The sequence below is a fragment of the Undibacterium sp. Di27W genome (assembly GCF_049340345.1).
Taxonomy (GTDB): Bacteria; Pseudomonadota; Gammaproteobacteria; order Burkholderiales; family Burkholderiaceae_D; genus Undibacterium.
The window spans coordinates 33,295-51,545 of the sequence record NZ_JBMPOS010000021.1; the positions used below are offsets into that span (position 1 = coordinate 33,295).

13 protein-coding genes are annotated in these 18,251 nt (G+C 53.1%); 11 read left to right on the forward strand and 2 right to left on the reverse strand.

Annotated features, from left to right (window positions below):
* Positions 1 to 23 precede the first annotated feature (23 nt).
* Genes ACO0LF_RS28525 through ACO0LF_RS28555 form a run of 7 tightly spaced genes read left to right on the forward strand, consistent with a single transcriptional unit; the run spans position 24 to position 12,201 of the window.
* Complete coding sequence (locus ACO0LF_RS28525) at positions 24 to 4,643, forward strand: amino acid adenylation domain-containing protein (RefSeq protein WP_423020307.1); 4,620 nt, start codon at positions 24 to 26, stop codon at positions 4,641 to 4,643.
* Positions 4,640 to 5,878, forward strand: a complete 1,239-nt coding sequence (locus ACO0LF_RS28530) for a hypothetical protein (RefSeq protein WP_423020309.1) — start codon at positions 4,640 to 4,642, stop codon at positions 5,876 to 5,878. Before ACO0LF_RS28525 ends, ACO0LF_RS28530 begins: the two co-directional genes overlap by 4 nt.
* A complete protein-coding gene (locus tag ACO0LF_RS28535; RefSeq protein WP_423020311.1) occupies positions 5,875 to 6,897 on the forward strand; it encodes a 1-aminocyclopropane-1-carboxylate deaminase/D-cysteine desulfhydrase in 1,023 nt (340 codons plus the stop codon). The genes ACO0LF_RS28530 and ACO0LF_RS28535 overlap by 4 nt, the downstream gene beginning before the upstream one ends.
* Entirely contained in the window at positions 6,894 to 7,835 is a 942-nt protein-coding gene (locus tag ACO0LF_RS28540) for an MsnO8 family LLM class oxidoreductase (protein WP_423020314.1), read from the forward strand. The genes ACO0LF_RS28535 and ACO0LF_RS28540 overlap by 4 nt, the downstream gene beginning before the upstream one ends.
* Entirely contained in the window at positions 7,832 to 9,598 is a 1,767-nt protein-coding gene (locus ACO0LF_RS28545) for a fatty acyl-AMP ligase (protein WP_423020316.1), read from the forward strand. Before ACO0LF_RS28540 ends, ACO0LF_RS28545 begins: the two co-directional genes overlap by 4 nt.
* A 22-nt stretch (positions 9,599 to 9,620) precedes the next feature.
* Positions 9,621 to 9,890: an acyl carrier protein gene (locus ACO0LF_RS28550; protein WP_423020318.1), complete on the forward strand. Its 270-nt coding sequence runs from the start codon at positions 9,621 to 9,623 to the stop codon at positions 9,888 to 9,890.
* A gap of 55 nt (positions 9,891 to 9,945) precedes the next feature.
* Positions 9,946 to 12,201, forward strand: coding sequence for an ABC transporter transmembrane domain-containing protein (locus ACO0LF_RS28555; RefSeq protein ID WP_423020320.1), 2,256 nt, complete (start codon positions 9,946 to 9,948; stop codon positions 12,199 to 12,201).
* A gap of 257 nt (positions 12,202 to 12,458) precedes the next feature.
* Here the strand turns inward: ACO0LF_RS28555 and ACO0LF_RS28560 are convergent, their stop codons facing one another.
* Positions 12,459 to 12,770, reverse strand: a complete 312-nt coding sequence (locus tag ACO0LF_RS28560; RefSeq protein ID WP_423020322.1) for an STAS domain-containing protein — start codon at positions 12,768 to 12,770, stop codon at positions 12,459 to 12,461.
* Between the two features lie 282 nt (positions 12,771 to 13,052).
* Between ACO0LF_RS28560 and ACO0LF_RS28565 the strand changes: the two genes are divergently transcribed.
* Positions 13,053 to 13,286 (forward strand): hypothetical protein, encoded by a 234-nt coding sequence (locus ACO0LF_RS28565; protein WP_162042255.1) that lies wholly within the window; start codon positions 13,053 to 13,055, stop codon positions 13,284 to 13,286.
* A gap of 79 nt (positions 13,287 to 13,365) precedes the next feature.
* Here the strand turns inward: ACO0LF_RS28565 and ACO0LF_RS28570 are convergent, their stop codons facing one another.
* Positions 13,366 to 14,172, reverse strand: a complete 807-nt coding sequence (locus ACO0LF_RS28570; protein WP_423020324.1) for a 4'-phosphopantetheinyl transferase family protein — start codon at positions 14,170 to 14,172, stop codon at positions 13,366 to 13,368.
* 46 nt (positions 14,173 to 14,218) lie between these two features.
* Between ACO0LF_RS28570 and ACO0LF_RS28575 the strand changes: the two genes are divergently transcribed.
* The 3 genes from ACO0LF_RS28575 (at position 14,219) to ACO0LF_RS28585 (ending at position 18,161) form a co-directional block, all read left to right on the forward strand.
* The gene (locus tag ACO0LF_RS28575; protein ID WP_423020326.1) at positions 14,219 to 14,884 is read left to right on the forward strand and encodes a thioesterase II family protein; all 666 of its coding nucleotides are present in this window, start codon (positions 14,219 to 14,221) and stop codon (positions 14,882 to 14,884) included.
* 396 nt (positions 14,885 to 15,280) lie between these two features.
* Entirely contained in the window at positions 15,281 to 16,291 is a 1,011-nt protein-coding gene (locus ACO0LF_RS28580) for a ferritin-like domain-containing protein (protein WP_423020328.1), read from the forward strand.
* A 16-nt stretch (positions 16,292 to 16,307) separates the two neighbouring features.
* Entirely contained in the window at positions 16,308 to 18,161 is a 1,854-nt protein-coding gene (locus ACO0LF_RS28585) for a hypothetical protein (RefSeq protein WP_423020330.1), read from the forward strand.
* Positions 18,162 to 18,251 lie beyond the last annotated feature (90 nt).

An 18,251-nucleotide genomic window follows, 5' to 3' on the forward strand; every position in this document is an offset into this window, starting at 1 on the left:
AACTGATGAGGGCTGGAACAAATATGGAAATGGTTTTTCCCCTGACGGCCATGCAGCAAGGCATGCTGTTTCACCATTTGCGTGAACCGGCCAGCGCTGCTTATTTCCAGCAATTGCAGGTGCGCCTGCAAGGTGAACTCGATACAGCAAAATTGCAGCAAGCCTGGGAAACCGTCATCGCCCATCATTGCGCCTTGCGCATGCGCTTCCAGTGGACAGGGGATCAGCCGCGCCAGCAATTGCAGACGACAGTCGTCCTGCCATTCAAAGTTGTCGATTACAGCCATTCACCAAAGCAGGAACATGAAGCCTTGCGCCAGCAATTCTTGCAGGCTGATAGCCAGCAAGGCTTTGCACTGGATAGCGCGCCACTGATGCGTGTCAGCATATTGCGCTGGGCTGAGCATGAGTGGGAGATGGTCTGGAGCCATCATCACCTGATACTTGATGGCTGGGCATCTGGCCTGGTACTGGCTGCGGTAGCGCAACAGTATGCAGATTTATTGCAGGGAAAGACAAACAACCTGCCAGCAGAGCGCCCCTATACCGACTTTTTACTGTGGCTGGGCAAGCGCGATAATCTGGCAGCAGAAGATTACTGGCGTCATGCTTTGCGCGGCTTTGAGCAGGCGACCAGCTTGCCGGTGTTGAAACGCAGTACGGGAGCCGCCGCAAAAGTCGTGGCTTTTGAAAGCCTGCTGGCTGCTGATGATTTTAGTGCATTATCAGCCCTGTCGCAAAAAACCGGAGTGACCACCGTCAGCGCCATCATGGCTTGCTGGGGTTTACTTTTGTCCAGATATGCGGATAGCAAGGATGTGCTGTTTGGCGTCACCACTTCTGGCCGTCCTGCTGAACTGGATGGGGTAGAGCAGATGGTAGGCCTGTTCATCAATACCATCCCGCTGCGCATCAAACACGGCGCAGACCACAGCATTGCCAGCCTGCTGAGCGATGTGCACAGACACCTGGCGGCATCGCGTGAACATGAACACAGCAGCCTGAGTCGCGTGGCTGAATGGAGTGAACTGCCGTCGGGGCAGGCGCTGTTTGACACTATCGTCGTCTATGAAAATTACCCACTGGCAGTGCAGGGTAATCAACTCGGTGATGCCAGCATCATCGATTACCATTTGCAGGAAGAATCGAATTACCCGCTGACCCTGATCGTCGAGCCGAAAGATTGTGGCCTGCATTTGCGCCTGCTGGCAGACACTGCGCGGATAGAGCCTGCAACAGCGCAAGCCATGCTGTATCAATATCGTTTTGTGTTGCAGCAACTGGCACATGCCAATAGCGAGCAGCCTGTCAGGGATTTGTATCTGCTGACGGCAGAGCAGCGTGAACTGCAACTGCAGCAATGGAATGACACTGCCTGCGCTTATGACACCACGGCTACGCTGGCGGGCATCTTCGTGGACCAGGTAGCTCGTACACCGGATGCAACAGCCCTCATCGATGCGCAAGGCAGCATGAGCTATGCCAGTTTGCAAGACCGGGTCAGCCAGGTAGTGCACGCCATCAATGCCCAGGGATTGCGCGCGAATTCGCCGGTCGCCGTCAGGCTCACGCGTGACCGTGAAATGTTGATTGCCCTATTGGCCGTAGTCGCCAGCGGCCACCATTATGTGCCTATTGAACCGCAACTGCCTGCTGCCCGCGTCATGGCGATTTTTGATAGCCTGCCAGTACGCAGCATATTGACGGTCAGCAGTCTGATGGACAGCACACAGGCCCTGGCAAATGAGCGGCAATTGCAGGTAGTCTGTGTAGATCAGACGACAGCCTTGCCAGTCGCGGCCTTGCAAAATCAGGCGCGTCCGCAAGACCCGGCTTATGTGATCTTTACATCCGGTTCCACTGGCAAGCCCAAGGGTGTGCTGGTCTTGCATCAAAAAGCCATTAACCTCATAGAGTGGGTGAACCACAGATTTGACATAGGTGCGCAGGACAAGCTCTTGTTCGTCACTTCACCGGCATTTGATTTGTCTGTGTATGACATCTTTGGCATATTGGCCGCAGGCGGTATCGTCAGGATAGCCAGCGAGATCGAGATTGCTGATCCTGAACGTTTGCTGAAAATAATAGAAACAGAAAATATCACATTCTGGGATTCTGCTCCGGCAGCTTTATGGCAACTGGAATCATTATTGCCGCAACACTCTGCCACTTCCAGGCTGCGCCTGATTTTCCTCAGTGGTGACTGGATACCGCTAGCCCTGCCAGACCGCATGAAGGCAGCTTTTCCTGGCGTCTGCGTGGTTGCTCTCGGTGGCGCGACTGAAGCGACGATCTGGTCGAATTACCATGTCGTGGGAGAGCTACAACCAGACTGGGTCAGCGTACCCTATGGCAGACCGATACAGAATGCCCGTTACTACATACTTGATGCAGACTTGCAGCCTCTGCCTGTGGGCCTGCCCGGCGACTTGTATATAGGGGGGGATTGCCTGGCCGAAGGTTATGTGGGCCAGCCTGAGTTGACGGCAGAGCGCTTCCTGCATGATCCCTATGCCAAAGTGGGTCAACAGGATGCCCGCATGTACAAGACAGGTGACCGCGCCAGGTTTTATGCAGATGGCGTCATGGAATTCCTGGGCCGCCTTGATAACCAGGTCAAGATACGTGGCTTTCGCATAGAGCTGGGCGAGATAGAAATTGCCATGGGCAGGCATGCAGCGATACGTGATGCGATTTGCGTCGTGCATGATCATAATGATGGCGGCCCGGCCTCGGGTAAATCCGACAAGGAATTGATTGCCTATTACGTCCTGCATCCCGGCCAGGACCTGGGGGCTGAGGAATTACGCCTGCATCTGCAAGCACAACTGCCCTCCAGCATGTTGCCCTCGCATTTCTTGCAGCTGGACAGTGTGCCAGTGTCAGTCAATGGCAAGGTGGACAGGAAAAACCTGCCACTGCCTGAGCGCAAGGGCAATACATATGCAGCGCAGCAGGCTGGCGTTGATGCGGTGCAGGATATTATTGCAGCAGCATGGTCAGAAGTATTGTCCGTGCCAGGCGTGCATGCCAGTGATGATTTCTTTGCCCTGGGTGGACATTCATTGCGGGCCACTGCCGTCATGGCAAGGTTGCGGGCCGCCTTCTCGGTGGACCTGCCTTTGCGCCTGATATTTGAATATACGACATTGCAAACTCTGGCAGCAGCAGTACGCGAATTACTGAGCGGTCATGCGCAAGTACAGACTCTGGCCTTACCCACATTGAATCGCGCTCTGGGTTTGCCTTTATCACGCGCGCAATCACGCCTGTGGTTTTTGCACCAGATGGAGCCAGCCAGTGCCAACTACAATGTCGCACTGGCGGCGCGGCTGGATGGCCATATAGACCACGCTGCTTTCCAGCGTGCTGTACAACAAGTGGTGACGCGCCATGAAATCCTTAACCTTCGCATACAAAAGCAGGGGCAGGGCGCTGTCATGCAGACCGTTGCTGATGAGGCTAGCCTGGCAATTCATGTTGAAGATATCGCTAAAGAAAATCTGGATGAAACACAGATCAATGCCAGGCTCAAACAACTGGCCAGCCAGGCCTTTGAACTGGAAAATGAAAGACCGGTACGCCTGAGCCTCTTGCTCAATGGCGACCAGCAAGCCTATGTGCTGATACTGATACACCACATCGCCACCGATGGCTGGGCGATAGCGCTATTTGCGCAAGAACTCTTGCAAGCCTATGCCGCTGAAGTAAGCAACACCCAGGCATTTGCAGAATCCGCATTGCAGTACGCTGACTTCAGCCACTGGTGGGAACACCAGGTGCAGGCGCAATATCTGGATAAGGAAATGCAATACTGGAAGCAGCAACTGGCTGCCTTGCCACGGCTGAACTTGCCCACAGATTTCCCGCGTCCGGCAAACAGCAGCCATGCTGGTGCACGCATCAGCTTCGGGCTTGATGCCAAGTTGTCCGATGATTTGCGCCGTGTCGCACGTCAGCATTCAGCTACTCTGTTCATGCTCTTGCTGACAGCTTTTCATGTCGTCCTGCGCCACAGGTCTGGACAGGATGATATCGTCGTTGGCAGCGATATCGCAGGCAGGGATCATCCACTGGCAGAAAAAATCCAGGGATTCTTCGTCAATCAACTGGTCTTGCGCAGCAATTTTGCTGAATGCAACAGCTTTGCCGATATGCTGGACAGCGTCAGGCAAACCAGCTTGCAGGCCTACTTTAACCAGCACCTGCCATTCGACTTGCTGGTGCAGGAGCTGAACCCACCACGTGATGCCGGTGGCATGCCGCTATTCCAGCACAAGTTCGTCCTGCAAAATGCACCGCTGGCGCAACTCGATAACCAGCACTTTCAGATACAGGCAGTCGATTTGCATACCGATACGGCCAAATACGATTTGCTGCTGACTGTCATTGATGAGCCACAATTGCGTGCCACACTGGAATTCAGTACTGAATTATTTACCGCAGCAACTGCACAAAGCATGCAAAGAGAATTTATCGCCGTGCTGGGCCAGGTCGCCGCCGACGCCAGCATCAGCTATGCCAGCCTGGCCAGCATGTTGTCACTCGATGGCGCAGAACGCCAGGAAGCGGCAAAACGTGATTTGCGCAAGAGTGGCTTGCAAAGACTGAAAGAATTGCGCAAGCCAGGGGCAACACCATGAGCAACACCATCATGAAAGATGCGATGACAGAGCAAGCAAGCATGACTGCCCATAAAGTAGAGCGGGTTTTGTGGGATGTGACGACAGTAGCGGCTGAGCTGCATGCAGCACTGTCAGTCATTTTACCCGACCTTGATGCGAGGCTGGCAGCACTGCGTGTCAACCTGCCTTGCGCACATGGTATCAACCCTTTTCAGTCTGGTGAGTATCAGCGGCCTTATCGCCATTTGCGGGCTTTTTACCAGGATACCGGCACAGGTGTGCTGGCGCATAAAGGGACGGAAGTGTATGCGCATGACCGTGACCAGCATCTGGCGGTCCTGGCGCAATTCCGCATTGATTATCCGGTGCGCGGTAAGTCGCTGTTTTCTGCGGCTGAGCATTTTTCCCTGGTCGAACAAAAAATCCCGCTGGCCATCAGTGCCTTTGAAGCAGTGGAAGATGCGAAAGCTGCTTGTATGTTGCAGCAGGCGCATCTACAGCGTTTCGGTCAACTGGCTTGCATCCCTACACCCTTGCTGGTAGTAGCCTGGCCTGCGTCGGCACGCGATAGTCATCTTTCGGCCTTGCGTAGTCTGCTGTCAGAACGCGCTATGCGCATCGTCGAAACTGCATCTGCAGATGGGCTGGCGGCGATTATCTATCATTACCCCAGTCTGCCATTACGTGTTGCGCATTTGCCTGTGGAATTGAAAAAGCTTGGCGATACACCCTGGCTGCAAAGACTGGCCAGTCTGACTGCAGGCTATGGCCTGACACCAGAGCAGGTGGTCGATCGCTGGATAGACCTGGTTGCCCGCATGCTGGCTCTGGGTTTCTTGCCTGGCCGTACAGAACACATAGGCATAGGTCATTGTCTGGAAATGCAAAATGCCGTCATCGATGGTGGTTTTGTCGATCTGGGTTCCATCATCCCCATGGCTGAAGTCAGGAGCGATGCTGCTTTCATGGAAATGCTGATGGCTGCCTTTGCTGATCTCAGTAAAACCGTGCGTCACTTCATGTTGGGGCCGGTGGCCGATGTAGAGGCGGAATACCGCAACCCATCCTTACTCATGCTGGCCTGCCTGCAAAGAGTTGTGCCTGCGCTCTTGCAAAGACTGCGCACCTATCCTGACCTGGAGCCACGCCTGCAAGCTTATCTGGATCGCAGCGAGGCTGGCTGTTTCATTGCATTGGCGGAAGAATTTCAGTACCTGAGCCCGGCCATGCTCAATCCAGCGGAGCATGCATGATGACAGCGCGACTGCTTAGCGCCATGGTACCCGGCCTGGATGCGATGTACAAACCAGTAGACCTGGTAGAGAGACCAACACCCATCAGCCATGAAACCAGCCTGGCAGCACGCTGGAATCTGCAAGAACTATGGGTAAAACGCGATGACCTCAGCTCACCCATCTATGGCGGTAGCAAGGTCAGGAACCTTGAATATTTCTTTGGCGACGCGATCGCCAAAGGCGCGACCAGTGTCGCCACGATGGGGCCACTCGGTAGTCATCAGGTATTGGCGACAGCCACCTTTGCCCGTATCCACGGGCTGCATGCGCGCGCCTTGCTGACACCGCAACCGAATGTACATGAGGCAGGCTTGAACAAACGCCTGTTGCCAGCACTGGGGATGGAATTCCTGCGCTGTGAGCGCTTTCTTGATGTGCCCATGGCTTTCCTGCGCATACGTTATCGTCGCCATCAGGGGCAACGCCCTTACTGGATACCGCCAGGCTCGCATCATCCCATTGGTGTACTCGGCGTCATCGAGGGTGCTCTGGAAATTGCAGCTGCTATTAAAAGCGGTGAGTTGCCCATGATAGACGACATCGTCATCCCCACCGGTACTTGCGCCACCGCATCCGGCGTTTGGCTAGGGTTGGCAATGGCAGGTTTGCCCATACGCGTGGTGGCGGTGCGTATGGTGCCCATGATGATTACCGGGCCTGCCAAAATGAAAAAGCTGGCGATGAAAACCCTGGCTCTGTTGCGCCAGGCTGGTTATACCAAAGAACCACAGTTTGGCGACATACTCTGGGTCGATGATTTTGCCGCACCAGGTTACGGGCAAAGCAATGCCGATGCCGACGAGGCCGCCAGGGAGGTGGCAGAAGCCAGCAATTTTCGCACCGAGACTACCTATATCTCCAAGACCCTGGCGATGTTCCGCAAATCGACCCTGCAAGGGCGGCGCGTGCTGTTCTGGAATACCTATAGCGCGGTTGATCCTGATCCATCTACCATTTTTGCAAAGGCGGCAGCATGACTAGCTTGAGCTTATCCCTGCTTGACCTGGGCATCATCGCCCCCGGCCAGAATGGTGCAGATGTACTAGCGCAAACCTTCAGGATGGCGAAGCTGGCTGACCAGCTAGGTTATGAGCGCCTGTGGCTGGCCGAACACCACGAATCCCATTTCTCCTGGGCTGCGCCAGAAATGATGCTGGCTGCGCTGGCGCAAGCCACACAGCGTATAGGCCTGGGATCAGCGGCAGTATTACTGCCCCTGTATAGTCCGCTGGCTGTGGCTGAAAATTATCGTGGCTTATCTGCATTGTCAGGCGGACGTGTCGTACTGGGCGTTTGTGGCGGCGTGCCTGCTGATCCTGTAGCACTGGCTGCATTGACAGGTTCTGATGAACCACCCGCTGTCATTACCAAACAGTTCGCCAACAAACTGGCAGATCTGAAACGCTATCTCGATGGTGATTTCCCCGAAGGGCATCGCTTTGCCCACGCAGCCACGCCATGCTTTGCAGAGCGTCCGCCACTGTGGATCATGGGCTCAGGCTTTGGCACGGCAGAATTGGCAGCAAAGTCAGCAGCCAGCTATGCCTATTCGCTATTCCACAGAGCCAGCACGCAGGACGCTGCCATCACCGCTGCCTATCAACGCCAGTATGGCGAATACCAGGGCAATACAGACAAGGCAAAAATCGCCATCGCACTCAGTTGCGTCTGTGCTGATACCGAAGAGCTTGCACAGTCTCAAAAGCAGCAGGTAGAGAGCTGGATAGGCAGTACCATGCGCGTCAATATCTGTGGCACACCTGCATCCTGCCGTGACCAGATACTGGCGATACAGGAACGCTATGCTGCCGACAGCATCATCATCTACCACATGTGGCATCTCGAAGAACGCAAGCGTGCAGCCATAGTCGCACTGGCTGAATTATTTCAACTGGAAGCTGATTTGAAGCCATGACACTGAGCCTGCTAGAAAAAATTCGTGCTGACCTCGATAGTGATGCGCATGCCGCAGCCATGTCCTGGGTGCCAGAACGCTCGCAAGACCTGGCCGAGCACCTGAGCCGCGCAGAACTATATGCCGCCAGTGAAAGCATAGCCCAGGGTCTGCTGCAACTGAGCTGGCCTGACGATCATCCGCGCATGATGATACTGGCGTTTTCACCAGGGCTGGATTTCATACTGGCATTTCTGGCTTGTCAGATTGCGGGCGTCATCGCCATCCCTATTGCCATGCCAAGGCGCGGACGCGAGGCACATATACTCGAAGCCATCGTCAGCAATTGCGGTGCGACGATGCTGTTGACCAGCGAGACTGAAGTGCTGCGCCTGCAGGATGTATTTGCCTCCAGCCCGGCTTTGGAAGGCATGCATATACTTAGCACCATACAGTTGAAAGTATTGGGTATGGGCAGGAATATGACAGGACGCAAAGCCCAGGACTATGCCTTCATCCAGTACACCTCGGGTTCCAGCAGCTTGCCCAAGGGTGTGCTGGTCAGCCACAGCAATCTTGCCGCTAACCTGGCACTCATACAAAAAGACTTCGGGGTTGATCCTGAGTTTGTCATGGTCAACTGGCTGCCACATTATCATGACATGGGCCTGATAGGCGGTTTGCTGACGCCACTGTACGGCGGCATACCTGGTGTCAGCATGGCCCCATCGGCCTTTATCAAACGCCCGGTGCGCTGGTTGCAACTGATATCGGCGCAAGAGAGTGGTCGTAAAGTGATGTCTGGCGGCCCCAATTTCGCCTATCAGTTGTGTGCTGACCGGATAGCTGATGCGGATATACAGGACTTGAACTTGCAAGCCTGGAAGACAGCTTACAATGGTGCTGAACCCATACGCGCCATCACCCTGCAAAAATTCGAACAACGCTTTGCCCCGGCAGGCTATTCCAATACGAATATGCTGACTTGCTATGGCCTGGCAGAAACCACGCTGTTTGCCGCCGGCAATCATGATCCTGTCATACGCACGGTGTCGGTGCTTGGTCTGGAGCAGGGCAATATAGGAGCACCGCTGAATGAAGAAGACAGCCGTCAACTGGTCGCCAGCGGCCATGCCGACCCTGAGCGCATAGCCATCGCCGACCCCATCAGCAAGCGAAGGCTGGCTGAGGGAACGGTGGGCGAAATCTGGATCACCGGCCCCAGCGTGCCCGAGACCTACTTCAATAATCCCGAACAAAGCCAGCTGACTTTTCATGCGCAGCTTGCCGACCAGCCACTCACCCGTTATCTGGTGACAGGCGATATCGGTGCCATTGTTGATGGGCAACTGTACGTCACCGGGCGCAGCAAAGAGTTAATGATACTGAATGGCCGCAATATATATCCACATGATGTGGAAGCATTGATACAGAATACAGTCGCCGGGATTGAGGATGTCGCCGTTTTTTCCTATGATGATGCGAGTGCAAAGAATGAAAGCATTATCGTCATTTGCGAGTTGACACGTACTGCGCGTACCTGGTTTGCAGACACGCCTGAACAGACACTGAGTACAGAACTCGAAAAACTCGCCAACCAGATCAGGCTGGCAGTAGCACCAGCAGAAATTACAATTACGCATTTACGCTTTGTTGGCCCCATGGGCATCAGCAAGACCACCAGTGGCAAGACAAGTTATGGGCAAAACCGCAGGGCTTTTGCTGAATTGCCAGACAGTATCAGATCACGCACAGCATCAGCAGAATTCCGCAATAGAGCTTAATCAGTCAATCCGGGAAGAGACAATGACAGCAAAGCTGGCAGCAAAAAACTGGAATACAGAACAAATCGAAGACTGGCTCATCAGGCGGGTAGCTCAATTGATGGAACAGCCAGAAAATGACATAGACCCAGACATGCCTTTCAATAGCCTGGGCCTGGATTCTGTCAATGTCATGGACCTTATCGTCGAATTGGATGATTTACTGGGTATAGAAATTGAATCAACCATCGTCTGGGATTATCCGACGATACATTTATTAAGTGCATACATAGCGACATTGATACCGCATTGACAGAAACAGCAAGGCAGCACGCCAGTCGGCATGGGTAATTTAAACCGGAGCAAGCATGAGCGATCAAACGGCAGCACCCAGGAAAGAAAACAGCAAACCCGCGGATGGCGAACATAAAACCAGTTTCTGGGGATTTATCGGTCAGGCGCTGGGGCTGGCCTTTACTTACCGCCTGCTGGCCAGCCTGGTGGCGCTGGCCTTGCTGGTGCAGATAGGCTTTAATTTGCTCATGCCCTTGAGTTACCGCTATATCTTCGACAAGGCCATCGTCAACAAGGACATGGGTTTGCTGGCGATTTTACTGGGCGTGCTGGCGGTGGGTTTCCTGCTCAATGCGGGTGCTGGGCTGATGCAGGACTTTGGTACTGCTACCATAGGATCCCGCATTTCCAAGAGTTTGCAGGAAAGGATGTTCGCCAACCTGCAAAAGCAATCCACCGATTTTTTCAGCAAGACACCGCAAGGCGACATCGTTGCCTGCTTTGGCCCCGATGTGATGGCGATAGAAACTGCCCTGGTACGTGGCTTGCCCAGCTTTTGCATGCGCCTGGTGACCATAGTCACCAGCCTGATCCTGCTATTCGTCATCGAATGGCGGCTGGCCATGGTGGCGCTGATACTCATGCCCATGATCGCCTTTGCTCCCAAGCCTTTTGGCCCGCGCGCGCGCAAGTTTGGCCGCTCGCGCGACGATCTGCAATCTGGCAATGCTGGCCTGGTGCAAGAGAATTTGCTGAACCACCTGACGATACGCACCTTCAACCTCAGCAAATACCGCGAGCAACAATTCGGTGACAGATTGACGCGCTTGCAGGAAGATGATTTCAGGGCGAATTTCTTTACCTCCATGATAGGCCGCTCCACCAATGTGGCTGCCGGTTTCCTGCAGATAGGCGTACTCGGTGTCGGTGCCATCCTGGCCGTTATGGGCTTTTTGACGACGGGTTTGCTGATTGCCTTCATAGGCTTGCTGCTCAATATCGGTGGTGCGACAGACAACCTGACCCAGGCCATCCCCTTGCTGGTGCAGGGCATGAACAGTTATTCGCGCATACAAAAACTGCTGGGCGCGCAGGCAGCATTGCCGGATAGCCCAACAGCTACGGCACTGCCCGCCATACAAGAGAATTTGAAACTGCAAGGCGTTGAATTTGCCTATCAGGCTGATCATCCCATCCTGCGTGGTGTCGATATAGAAATCCCGGCGGGTAAGACAGTTGCCATCGTCGGTGGTTCAGGTTCAGGCAAATCGACAGTGCTGTCTTTGCTGATGCGCCTGTACGATCCCAACAAGGGCAAGATCCTGCTTGATAATGTCGATTTGCGCGATGGCACCGAGGCATCCTTGCGCGCGCAGACCAGCGTGGTCTTGCAAAACACGGCTTTGTTTGATACCAGCATCGCAGAAAACATACGCATGGGCAGGCTGGATGCAACAGATGAAGAAATTGTTGCCGCCGCCAAGGATGCGGGCATCCATGATTTGATAGAGACTTTCCCGAATGGCTATCAAAGTGTAGTCGGCAGCCAGGGTGGCAGCCTCTCGGGCGGCCAGCGCCAGCGCATCGCGATTGCCCGCGCACTCTTGCGCAATCCCCGCATACTTTTCCTGGATGAAGCCACTTCAGCACTCGATGCCCATACTGAAGCCGAGATAGGTGCCACCCTGGATGCCATCTCTGCCGACTGGACCGTGGTATCTGTCACGCATCGCTTCACCCACATCACCAATTACGATCTCATTATCGTCATGGAAAAAGGTCTGGTGGTGGAATCTGGCACACATGCAGAATTGCTGGCTAAAGATGGCCGCTATGCCATGTTATGGCGCAAGCAAAGCGGCTTTACGATTACCGACGATGGCAAGGCCAGTGTTTCTGTAGAACGCCTCAGGGGTATCCCTTTCCTGTCAGAATGCTCGGACGAAGTCTTGCAAAAACTCTCGAAGTCACTGGTGTCAGAATCCTTTGCCGCAGGCAAGCCTGTGTTTGAAGAAGGCGAGCCCGGCAGCAAGTTCTACATTGTCGCTCGTGGCAAGCTGGAAAACTACGTGAAGATAGAAGGCGACAAAGAAACCACGCTGGGCATGCTCGATGATGGTGACTATTTTGGTGAAATGGCCCTGATACGCCCAGTACCACGCACCTGGTCTGTGCGTGCCGTGGTGGATAGTACCTGCATCAGTCTGGACCGCCAGCAATTCATGGAACTCATGGATGCCGATCCTAAGCTGAAGGATGCCGTCACCACGACTGCCTATGAGAGGGCGGCTGAGTGGACGCAAGCTATTATTGAAGCGGCGGAAGCGTGAACCAGGACTCGCGCAAAACCGCCCAAAGCGTTGCGGCTCCCGCATTTTGCAAGACCTTGTACTAAAGTACTGTCTTCGTCGCTATGGTGTAGTCGAGGTTTCGGACAATATGTTGTCCGTCGACGAAACGAATCGCCCTTGCAAGGGCGATTTCTTAAAGTGCCAACCTTGTTGGGACAATTTTGCGCGAGTCCTGACATCACAAATAAAAAGCCCTGGCAAAAATTGCGAGGGCTTTTTTATGACAGTTGAGTGAATTAAAAACGCGCCAGTGCTGCGTCCTTGTTGGCCTGTATATCCAGGATGGCATTAAAGCCACTGACTAAAAATACTTCATTGATCGATTCATTCAGGCTGCACAGTACCAGCTTGCCACTGGCGGCCTTGGTCTTCTTGGCTGTCAGTAAGATGACGCGCAGGCCCGCGCTGCTGATATAGGCCAGTTCAGAAAAATCAATGAGTATATGTACTTCACCAGCTTCTATTGCTGTGAGAATTTCTTTCTCAAATGCAGCGGAATTATTGCTGTCCAGGCGGCCAGCGGGCGTAAAGGTTTTTATATTCGGCATAATGATCCTGACAGGAAAGTTTGTGGTCCAGATGCTCGCTATTCTAGACGTAATTTTGACCCAGGCCGTACTTTTTACAACGCAAAAATAATAATATATTTTTTGAATTTGTTAAAAGCTAGACATCATTTCTATGCGCGTGTAGTATAGCCTTCGCTGCCTAAAATTTGAGCTTGAGTGTGAACTTAAGTGTGAGCTTAAGGTTTAAATTTTCAGCGGCAGAGAGTTTCGTTTCATTCCGATATTATTTTCGTTGAACCACGTAAACTAGGGGTAAGAAAAATGGCACATTTATATGACCAACTGGCATCTGCAATCGCAAAATCCGCACAAGATCCTGCATACCGTACCAAACTGCTGTCTGACCCAAACGGCACTCTGAAATCTGACGGTGTTGACATCGGCGGCGCCAAAGTTTCCATGGAATGGACAGAGATCACCAATGTATTGAGCATCCTCGTTGAAAACGGTGGTGCAAACTGGACAGGTTCTATCGTTCTCAGTATCAAGAAGTAATTCCCCGCTAGCATAGTAGAGCACATGGCTCATCCGGGCTATGTGCCTGATATCTTCAGGTTTGCGACAATCTCGTCCATCACACTCTCGTTTTCCCTGAGCAGAAATCCCTGAACAAAGTAGCTGCATCCCTGAATACGGGTGTGCTGTGCGCTGATACGCCTTGGTTTTCTAATTCAGTGCTTACAGTTTTTCTTCTCGCCAGTGCGAGCACATGTTGCTGATCATATGGCTTCAGTAAAAAATCCCAGACATGGTCAGGGCGATACTCCAATCCTTGCAATAAGCTGACTGCAGATGCGCTATCCACGCTGAACGCCAGTCTCCGCGCATCGGCAGACAAGCCGTCGCCAGTGGCTTTCAGATAGGCTTCTTTCAATACCCAGAATTCATAGAATTTTTGTGTCCGGCTTTTTTCATCCTGGCGATTGATGGCGGTGATTTCCCTGAGGTCGCACACCACAGCCATCAAGTCATCAAGATGGACCTCATGCTGCAATCTTTCCACGTCTACGCCGATATCGGCGCCATACCCTAGCGCGACAACGACCAGTTCACCCGCATGCGAAATGCTGATGGCCGGTGCGTTCACATCATGCTTCGCGAGCGCGATTGCTGGTTTGCCGGATGTCGCCAAAATGATGCGGATATCTGCTAGCGGCAAGCCCGTCATTTTGGCGGTGGCCAATTTGGCGAGGGCGCGGCCGCCCAGATACCTGTCCCTGTCATCCTGTTGCAAATAGCGCGCGCAACGGCTAAGTTCGACATCGCTTAATAGTATCAGCAGTTCTTGCCTGTATGCGCGCAGATCAGTGAGCCTGGCTATCCAGATTTCTGCTTGTGCATTCAAAGTCGGATTGTTATTGTGCTCGTACATGTGTGGCATTTATTTTTTATTAGAGCAGTTTATTTCGCGTCAAAGGAAAACCATATTGAAGATTATCGCCTATCCGTATGCTGGCGGCAGCACTTATAGCTATGCCAGGCTGGCGCGTGAACATGCGCATGAATGGGTCACCTTTGATCCACCTGGCCATGGCAGTAATATGCGCTATCCGCTGATGCACAGCATACCCGAGATGGTGACAGCCTTGCTGGAACCCACTCTGCGTGCCACTGCGGGTCAACCGTATGTCATGTTTGGCCATAGCATGGGGGCCTATCTTGCTCTGGCCATGCTGGACAGGCTGGTGGAACTGGGGGCCAGCCTGCCACAAAGCCTGGTGCTCTCAGGCGCAGCTGCACCACATAGCCGGGTTTTGCAGCACCACGCAGACTTGCCACAAAAAGAATTCCTGGCATGGGTGGCAAATATGGGCGGTATCAGCGCAGAAGTATTGGCCGAGCCGCAACTCATGGAATTATTCGAACCCATCTTGCGCGCTGATGTAGGGGCCGCAGAAGCCTATGTCGATGGCAGCCTGCGTGAGTATGATGTGCCTGTGCGCATCTTGCTGGGCAAGGATGACAGGATAGCCCTGGCCGATGGCCTGGCCTGGGCCGAATGTTTTTCACAGGCACCAGAAGTGCATCTGTTTGCCGGAGGACATTTCTTCCTGTTTGATGAAATTGCAGCAGTACAAGCCTTGATTGCCTGATCCTGATCTTGCTCCCATCAACTGAGTGGGTTGGGCTTGCTTAAACCTAATCTACGCAACTACCGGGTAACTTTCAGTTGCCCGAAAAAAATACAATCTTTGTAAAAATGTTGACAAATGTCTCATTAATGCAAATTTGTCAAAATAATCAGTGCAAAATTATTATCATATAGTAAAGTTAAAATAATAATTTCTTGCCTTCTCAAGCTTGCTTCAACAGCCAGAGTATTCCATTCAAACACATTAAGTATTGCCCGCCATTGCATGTACTGCATGAGGCAAACCCGTGATTGCTGCATCCGCAATCTTTTTTGTCATAGGTTCTTCAATACAAGGAGAAAGTCATATGAACACGCACATTCCCGCCGCTTATCAGCAAGCCTGCAAGGAGGGCACATGATACTGTTAAAGCTAGCGCCCATTACCAGTATTGCCCAGGCACAGGCCATGCTGGAAACAGCCATCAATGTAGAATTTGGCACGCTGCCACCGTATCTGTATGCACAACTGACGATACTGCCAGGCAGCAATGGGCCAGCCCTGGCACGCCTGCAATCGATTACCCACCAGGAAATGATACATCTGTGCCTGGCGGCGAACATACTCAATGCCCTGGGTGGCAGCCCCAAGCTGAGCCCGCCCACTTATCCCGGCCCCCTGCCAGGCGACATAGGCCATGACGGCAAGGTCTTGACCCTGCATATCCTGCCTTTTGGCAAGCCTGCCATGCAACAGGGCATGAACATAGAAATGCCGGTTGATCCTATCGATTTCCCGCAGTTAAAGACACTGGCTGCAGCGCCCTTAGTCAAGGCTGTCACCATAGGGCAGTTCTACGAAGCGCTGGACGCCTACCTGAAAACCCTGCCCGCCACGGCCTGGCAGGCAGGCCGCAACCAGATCGCCGACAAGCAATTCTTCCCTGGCCAGTTATTTGCCGTGAATAATTATGCCGATGCGCACAAGGCTATCCAGGTCATCATCTCTGAAGGTGAAGGCACCAGCACTGACCCACTGGATTTTGGCAAGGAGCTGGCGCACTTCTACCGCTTTGAAGAAATCTATCGCAACCAGGTGCTGACCAGTAGCGATTCGCCACAAGGATTTTCCTGGGGCGGGCCTTTGGGCGTGGATTATGACAAGGTATTTCCTGCGATTGCTGATCCGCAATTGCATGACTTTTCCAAAGAGCCGCCCGCCGCCCGCGAGGCACAGGCAGCCTGCACCATCGCCTATAGCGCCATGGTCGATTCCCTGAACCTGGCTTTGAATGGCAATACGGCACAACTGGGTATAGCGGTGCGCAAGATGTTTGATTTGCGCATGGCTGCCATCCAGGCTTTGCATGCCCCTCTGACAGACAAGCACAAAGTTGCTGGTCCTGCCTTCATCTACAAGAAAATCTGACACGGGAGAGAACAGCATGAGTATCCTGCAAATACCGCGCATCCATTTCAAGGGGCAAATTTCCTGGGACCCCATCGTCACCAATAATTACGATAATTTTTATAATGAAGACACATCGCAAGCGGTGCTGACACCGCCCGAGAGCATGAGTCAGTTTCGCCAGGCTGCCATAGATGCAGTCAAGGAGGATGGTAACTGGAATCCGCATGGCACGCACAGGGTCAAGTTCTTTGATGCCTTTGTATCGTCGGTTGACCTTGGCCATGGCCTGGTGACGACAGATAAACTCTGTGGTGCACCCTGTAACCTGAATGCCATGTTGATAGACCTGGAACCTTATGGTGCCTGCACCTCGCAACTGTTTTTTGATGCTATCAGTTTTGGCATAGACGGCGGTTGTCGTATCGTCGCACCGCGCAATGAACGCTTTACAGCACGCTACATCAATTTCGCACGCAATTCATTTGGCTATACGGCTGGTGGTGCTTCAGTCAACTGGCAAACCTCGTTCGCAACAGCAGGTTTGAAAATTGATGGCCACAAAAGTGCAGCCCTGGCAGCCTTGCAGCATGCCTTGCAAGAAGCCGATGCACAAGGCATCGTCATCAGTTTTAATGCCTATCACACCATCTATTTTGATGATCCTACACTCAGCAATGCCGTCCCTGGATCTGGTGACGCGCAGTCTGCGCAGTTGTATGACAAATTGATGGCCGGTGGTTTTCAACCCAATCCGGCGCGCAGCCTGATCGTTGGCACTATCGGCGTCTGGCGCAAGGGTGAGCCCATGCATGAACCTGGTGACAGGGCACTGCTGCCACCGCTGCCCAAAGCGCGGCCATTGGTCGCCACTGCTCATGCACGCCTGGATAAAAATCAGGTGAGCCTGGACTTGTCGAATAGTGTCAGCGAAACCGGTGCCGATTTGAAAAAATATGACTGGGGAACTTTGCAACTCTTTGCCGTCGACAGGTTAAACAAGAAAGAATATCTGCTCGGCAGCCTCAACTACAATCAATATGATAAGGCCGCCTACGAGGCCGGTTCCGGCATAGTCAGCCTGAACATCGATCACGCCACAGAAGCCGCGCAGGCTGACTGGGAATTGCGCACCGCTGACGGCAAGGTCTTACTGGTAGAAGCACCGGTACGCCTGATACCGCGCACGCCTAATCTGTATCTCGACCAGGGCCCAGCAAATTCAGTCAAGTTCCAGGCATATAAGCATGGCAAACCCTGGTTCCAGACCAGTGATGTCACCTTGTTCCAGATGTCGGCAGATGGTGGTACTGTCACCGCCACGCAAAACCTGCACACTGATGGTGAAGGTGGCTTGCGCGTCAAGGCTGATGCCAGCAAAGGCGAGGTATATGCCTATATCCCGGTGGCTGGTAAAAACATACCTGCGCCAAAAGAAGGCTTGAGTACCCAGATCTACACCTATGCCTATGTGCGTGTCCGTGCTGCTGACAATGACATTGCTGCCCTGCCTGCCACCTGGGACAATGTCTATAAGCATGTGCTGATTAACTGGAATGCCATGGCACCCTGCATGGATAACTGGCTGGACCTGGCTAATCCGGCACAGATACATGGCTATGCCTCGATACTGCATCGTCTGACTGATCCTGCTGCATTTGAAAGTTATTTATTCATGCCGGTAACCCGCGACATGACGGCAGGGCAGCGCAGCCTGCTGTATAAGTTCCTGGACAGACCAGCAGCCGAGATTGCCAGCGAAGCAGTGGCAAGCACAGCAAACAAACCTGTAACTGCGGCAGTCACTGCGACCAAGTCTGTGCAAGAAGCAGGAAGCTTGCCGCACTTCACGCAATTGAGCCGCTCTTTGCGTAACCCTGGAAAAGAATAGTTTTTTAAAGTACTGAAGTAGCCAGCAACAATGAAAAAGCCACCTGATATCAGGTGGCTTTTTCTATAGCTTGACCAGCTTCAATATATC

Coding starts and splice junctions, on each gene's coding strand:
- ACO0LF_RS28525 (WP_423020307.1), top strand. CDS start 24: ATGGAAATGGTTTTTCCCCTGACGGCCATGCAGCAAGGCATGCTGTTT.
- ACO0LF_RS28530 (WP_423020309.1), top strand. CDS start 4,640: ATGAGCAACACCATCATGAAAGATGCGATGACAGAGCAAGCAAGCATG.
- ACO0LF_RS28535 (WP_423020311.1), top strand. CDS start 5,875: ATGATGACAGCGCGACTGCTTAGCGCCATGGTACCCGGCCTGGATGCG.
- ACO0LF_RS28540 (WP_423020314.1), top strand. CDS start 6,894: ATGACTAGCTTGAGCTTATCCCTGCTTGACCTGGGCATCATCGCCCCC.
- ACO0LF_RS28545 (WP_423020316.1), top strand. CDS start 7,832: ATGACACTGAGCCTGCTAGAAAAAATTCGTGCTGACCTCGATAGTGAT.
- ACO0LF_RS28550 (WP_423020318.1), top strand. CDS start 9,621: ATGACAGCAAAGCTGGCAGCAAAAAACTGGAATACAGAACAAATCGAA.
- ACO0LF_RS28555 (WP_423020320.1), top strand. CDS start 9,946: ATGAGCGATCAAACGGCAGCACCCAGGAAAGAAAACAGCAAACCCGCG.
- ACO0LF_RS28560 (WP_423020322.1), bottom strand. CDS start 12,770: ATGCCGAATATAAAAACCTTTACGCCCGCTGGCCGCCTGGACAGCAAT.
- ACO0LF_RS28565 (WP_162042255.1), top strand. CDS start 13,053: ATGGCACATTTATATGACCAACTGGCATCTGCAATCGCAAAATCCGCA.
- ACO0LF_RS28570 (WP_423020324.1), bottom strand. CDS start 14,172: ATGCCACACATGTACGAGCACAATAACAATCCGACTTTGAATGCACAA.
- ACO0LF_RS28580 (WP_423020328.1), top strand. CDS start 15,281: ATGATACTGTTAAAGCTAGCGCCCATTACCAGTATTGCCCAGGCACAG.
- ACO0LF_RS28585 (WP_423020330.1), top strand. CDS start 16,308: ATGAGTATCCTGCAAATACCGCGCATCCATTTCAAGGGGCAAATTTCC.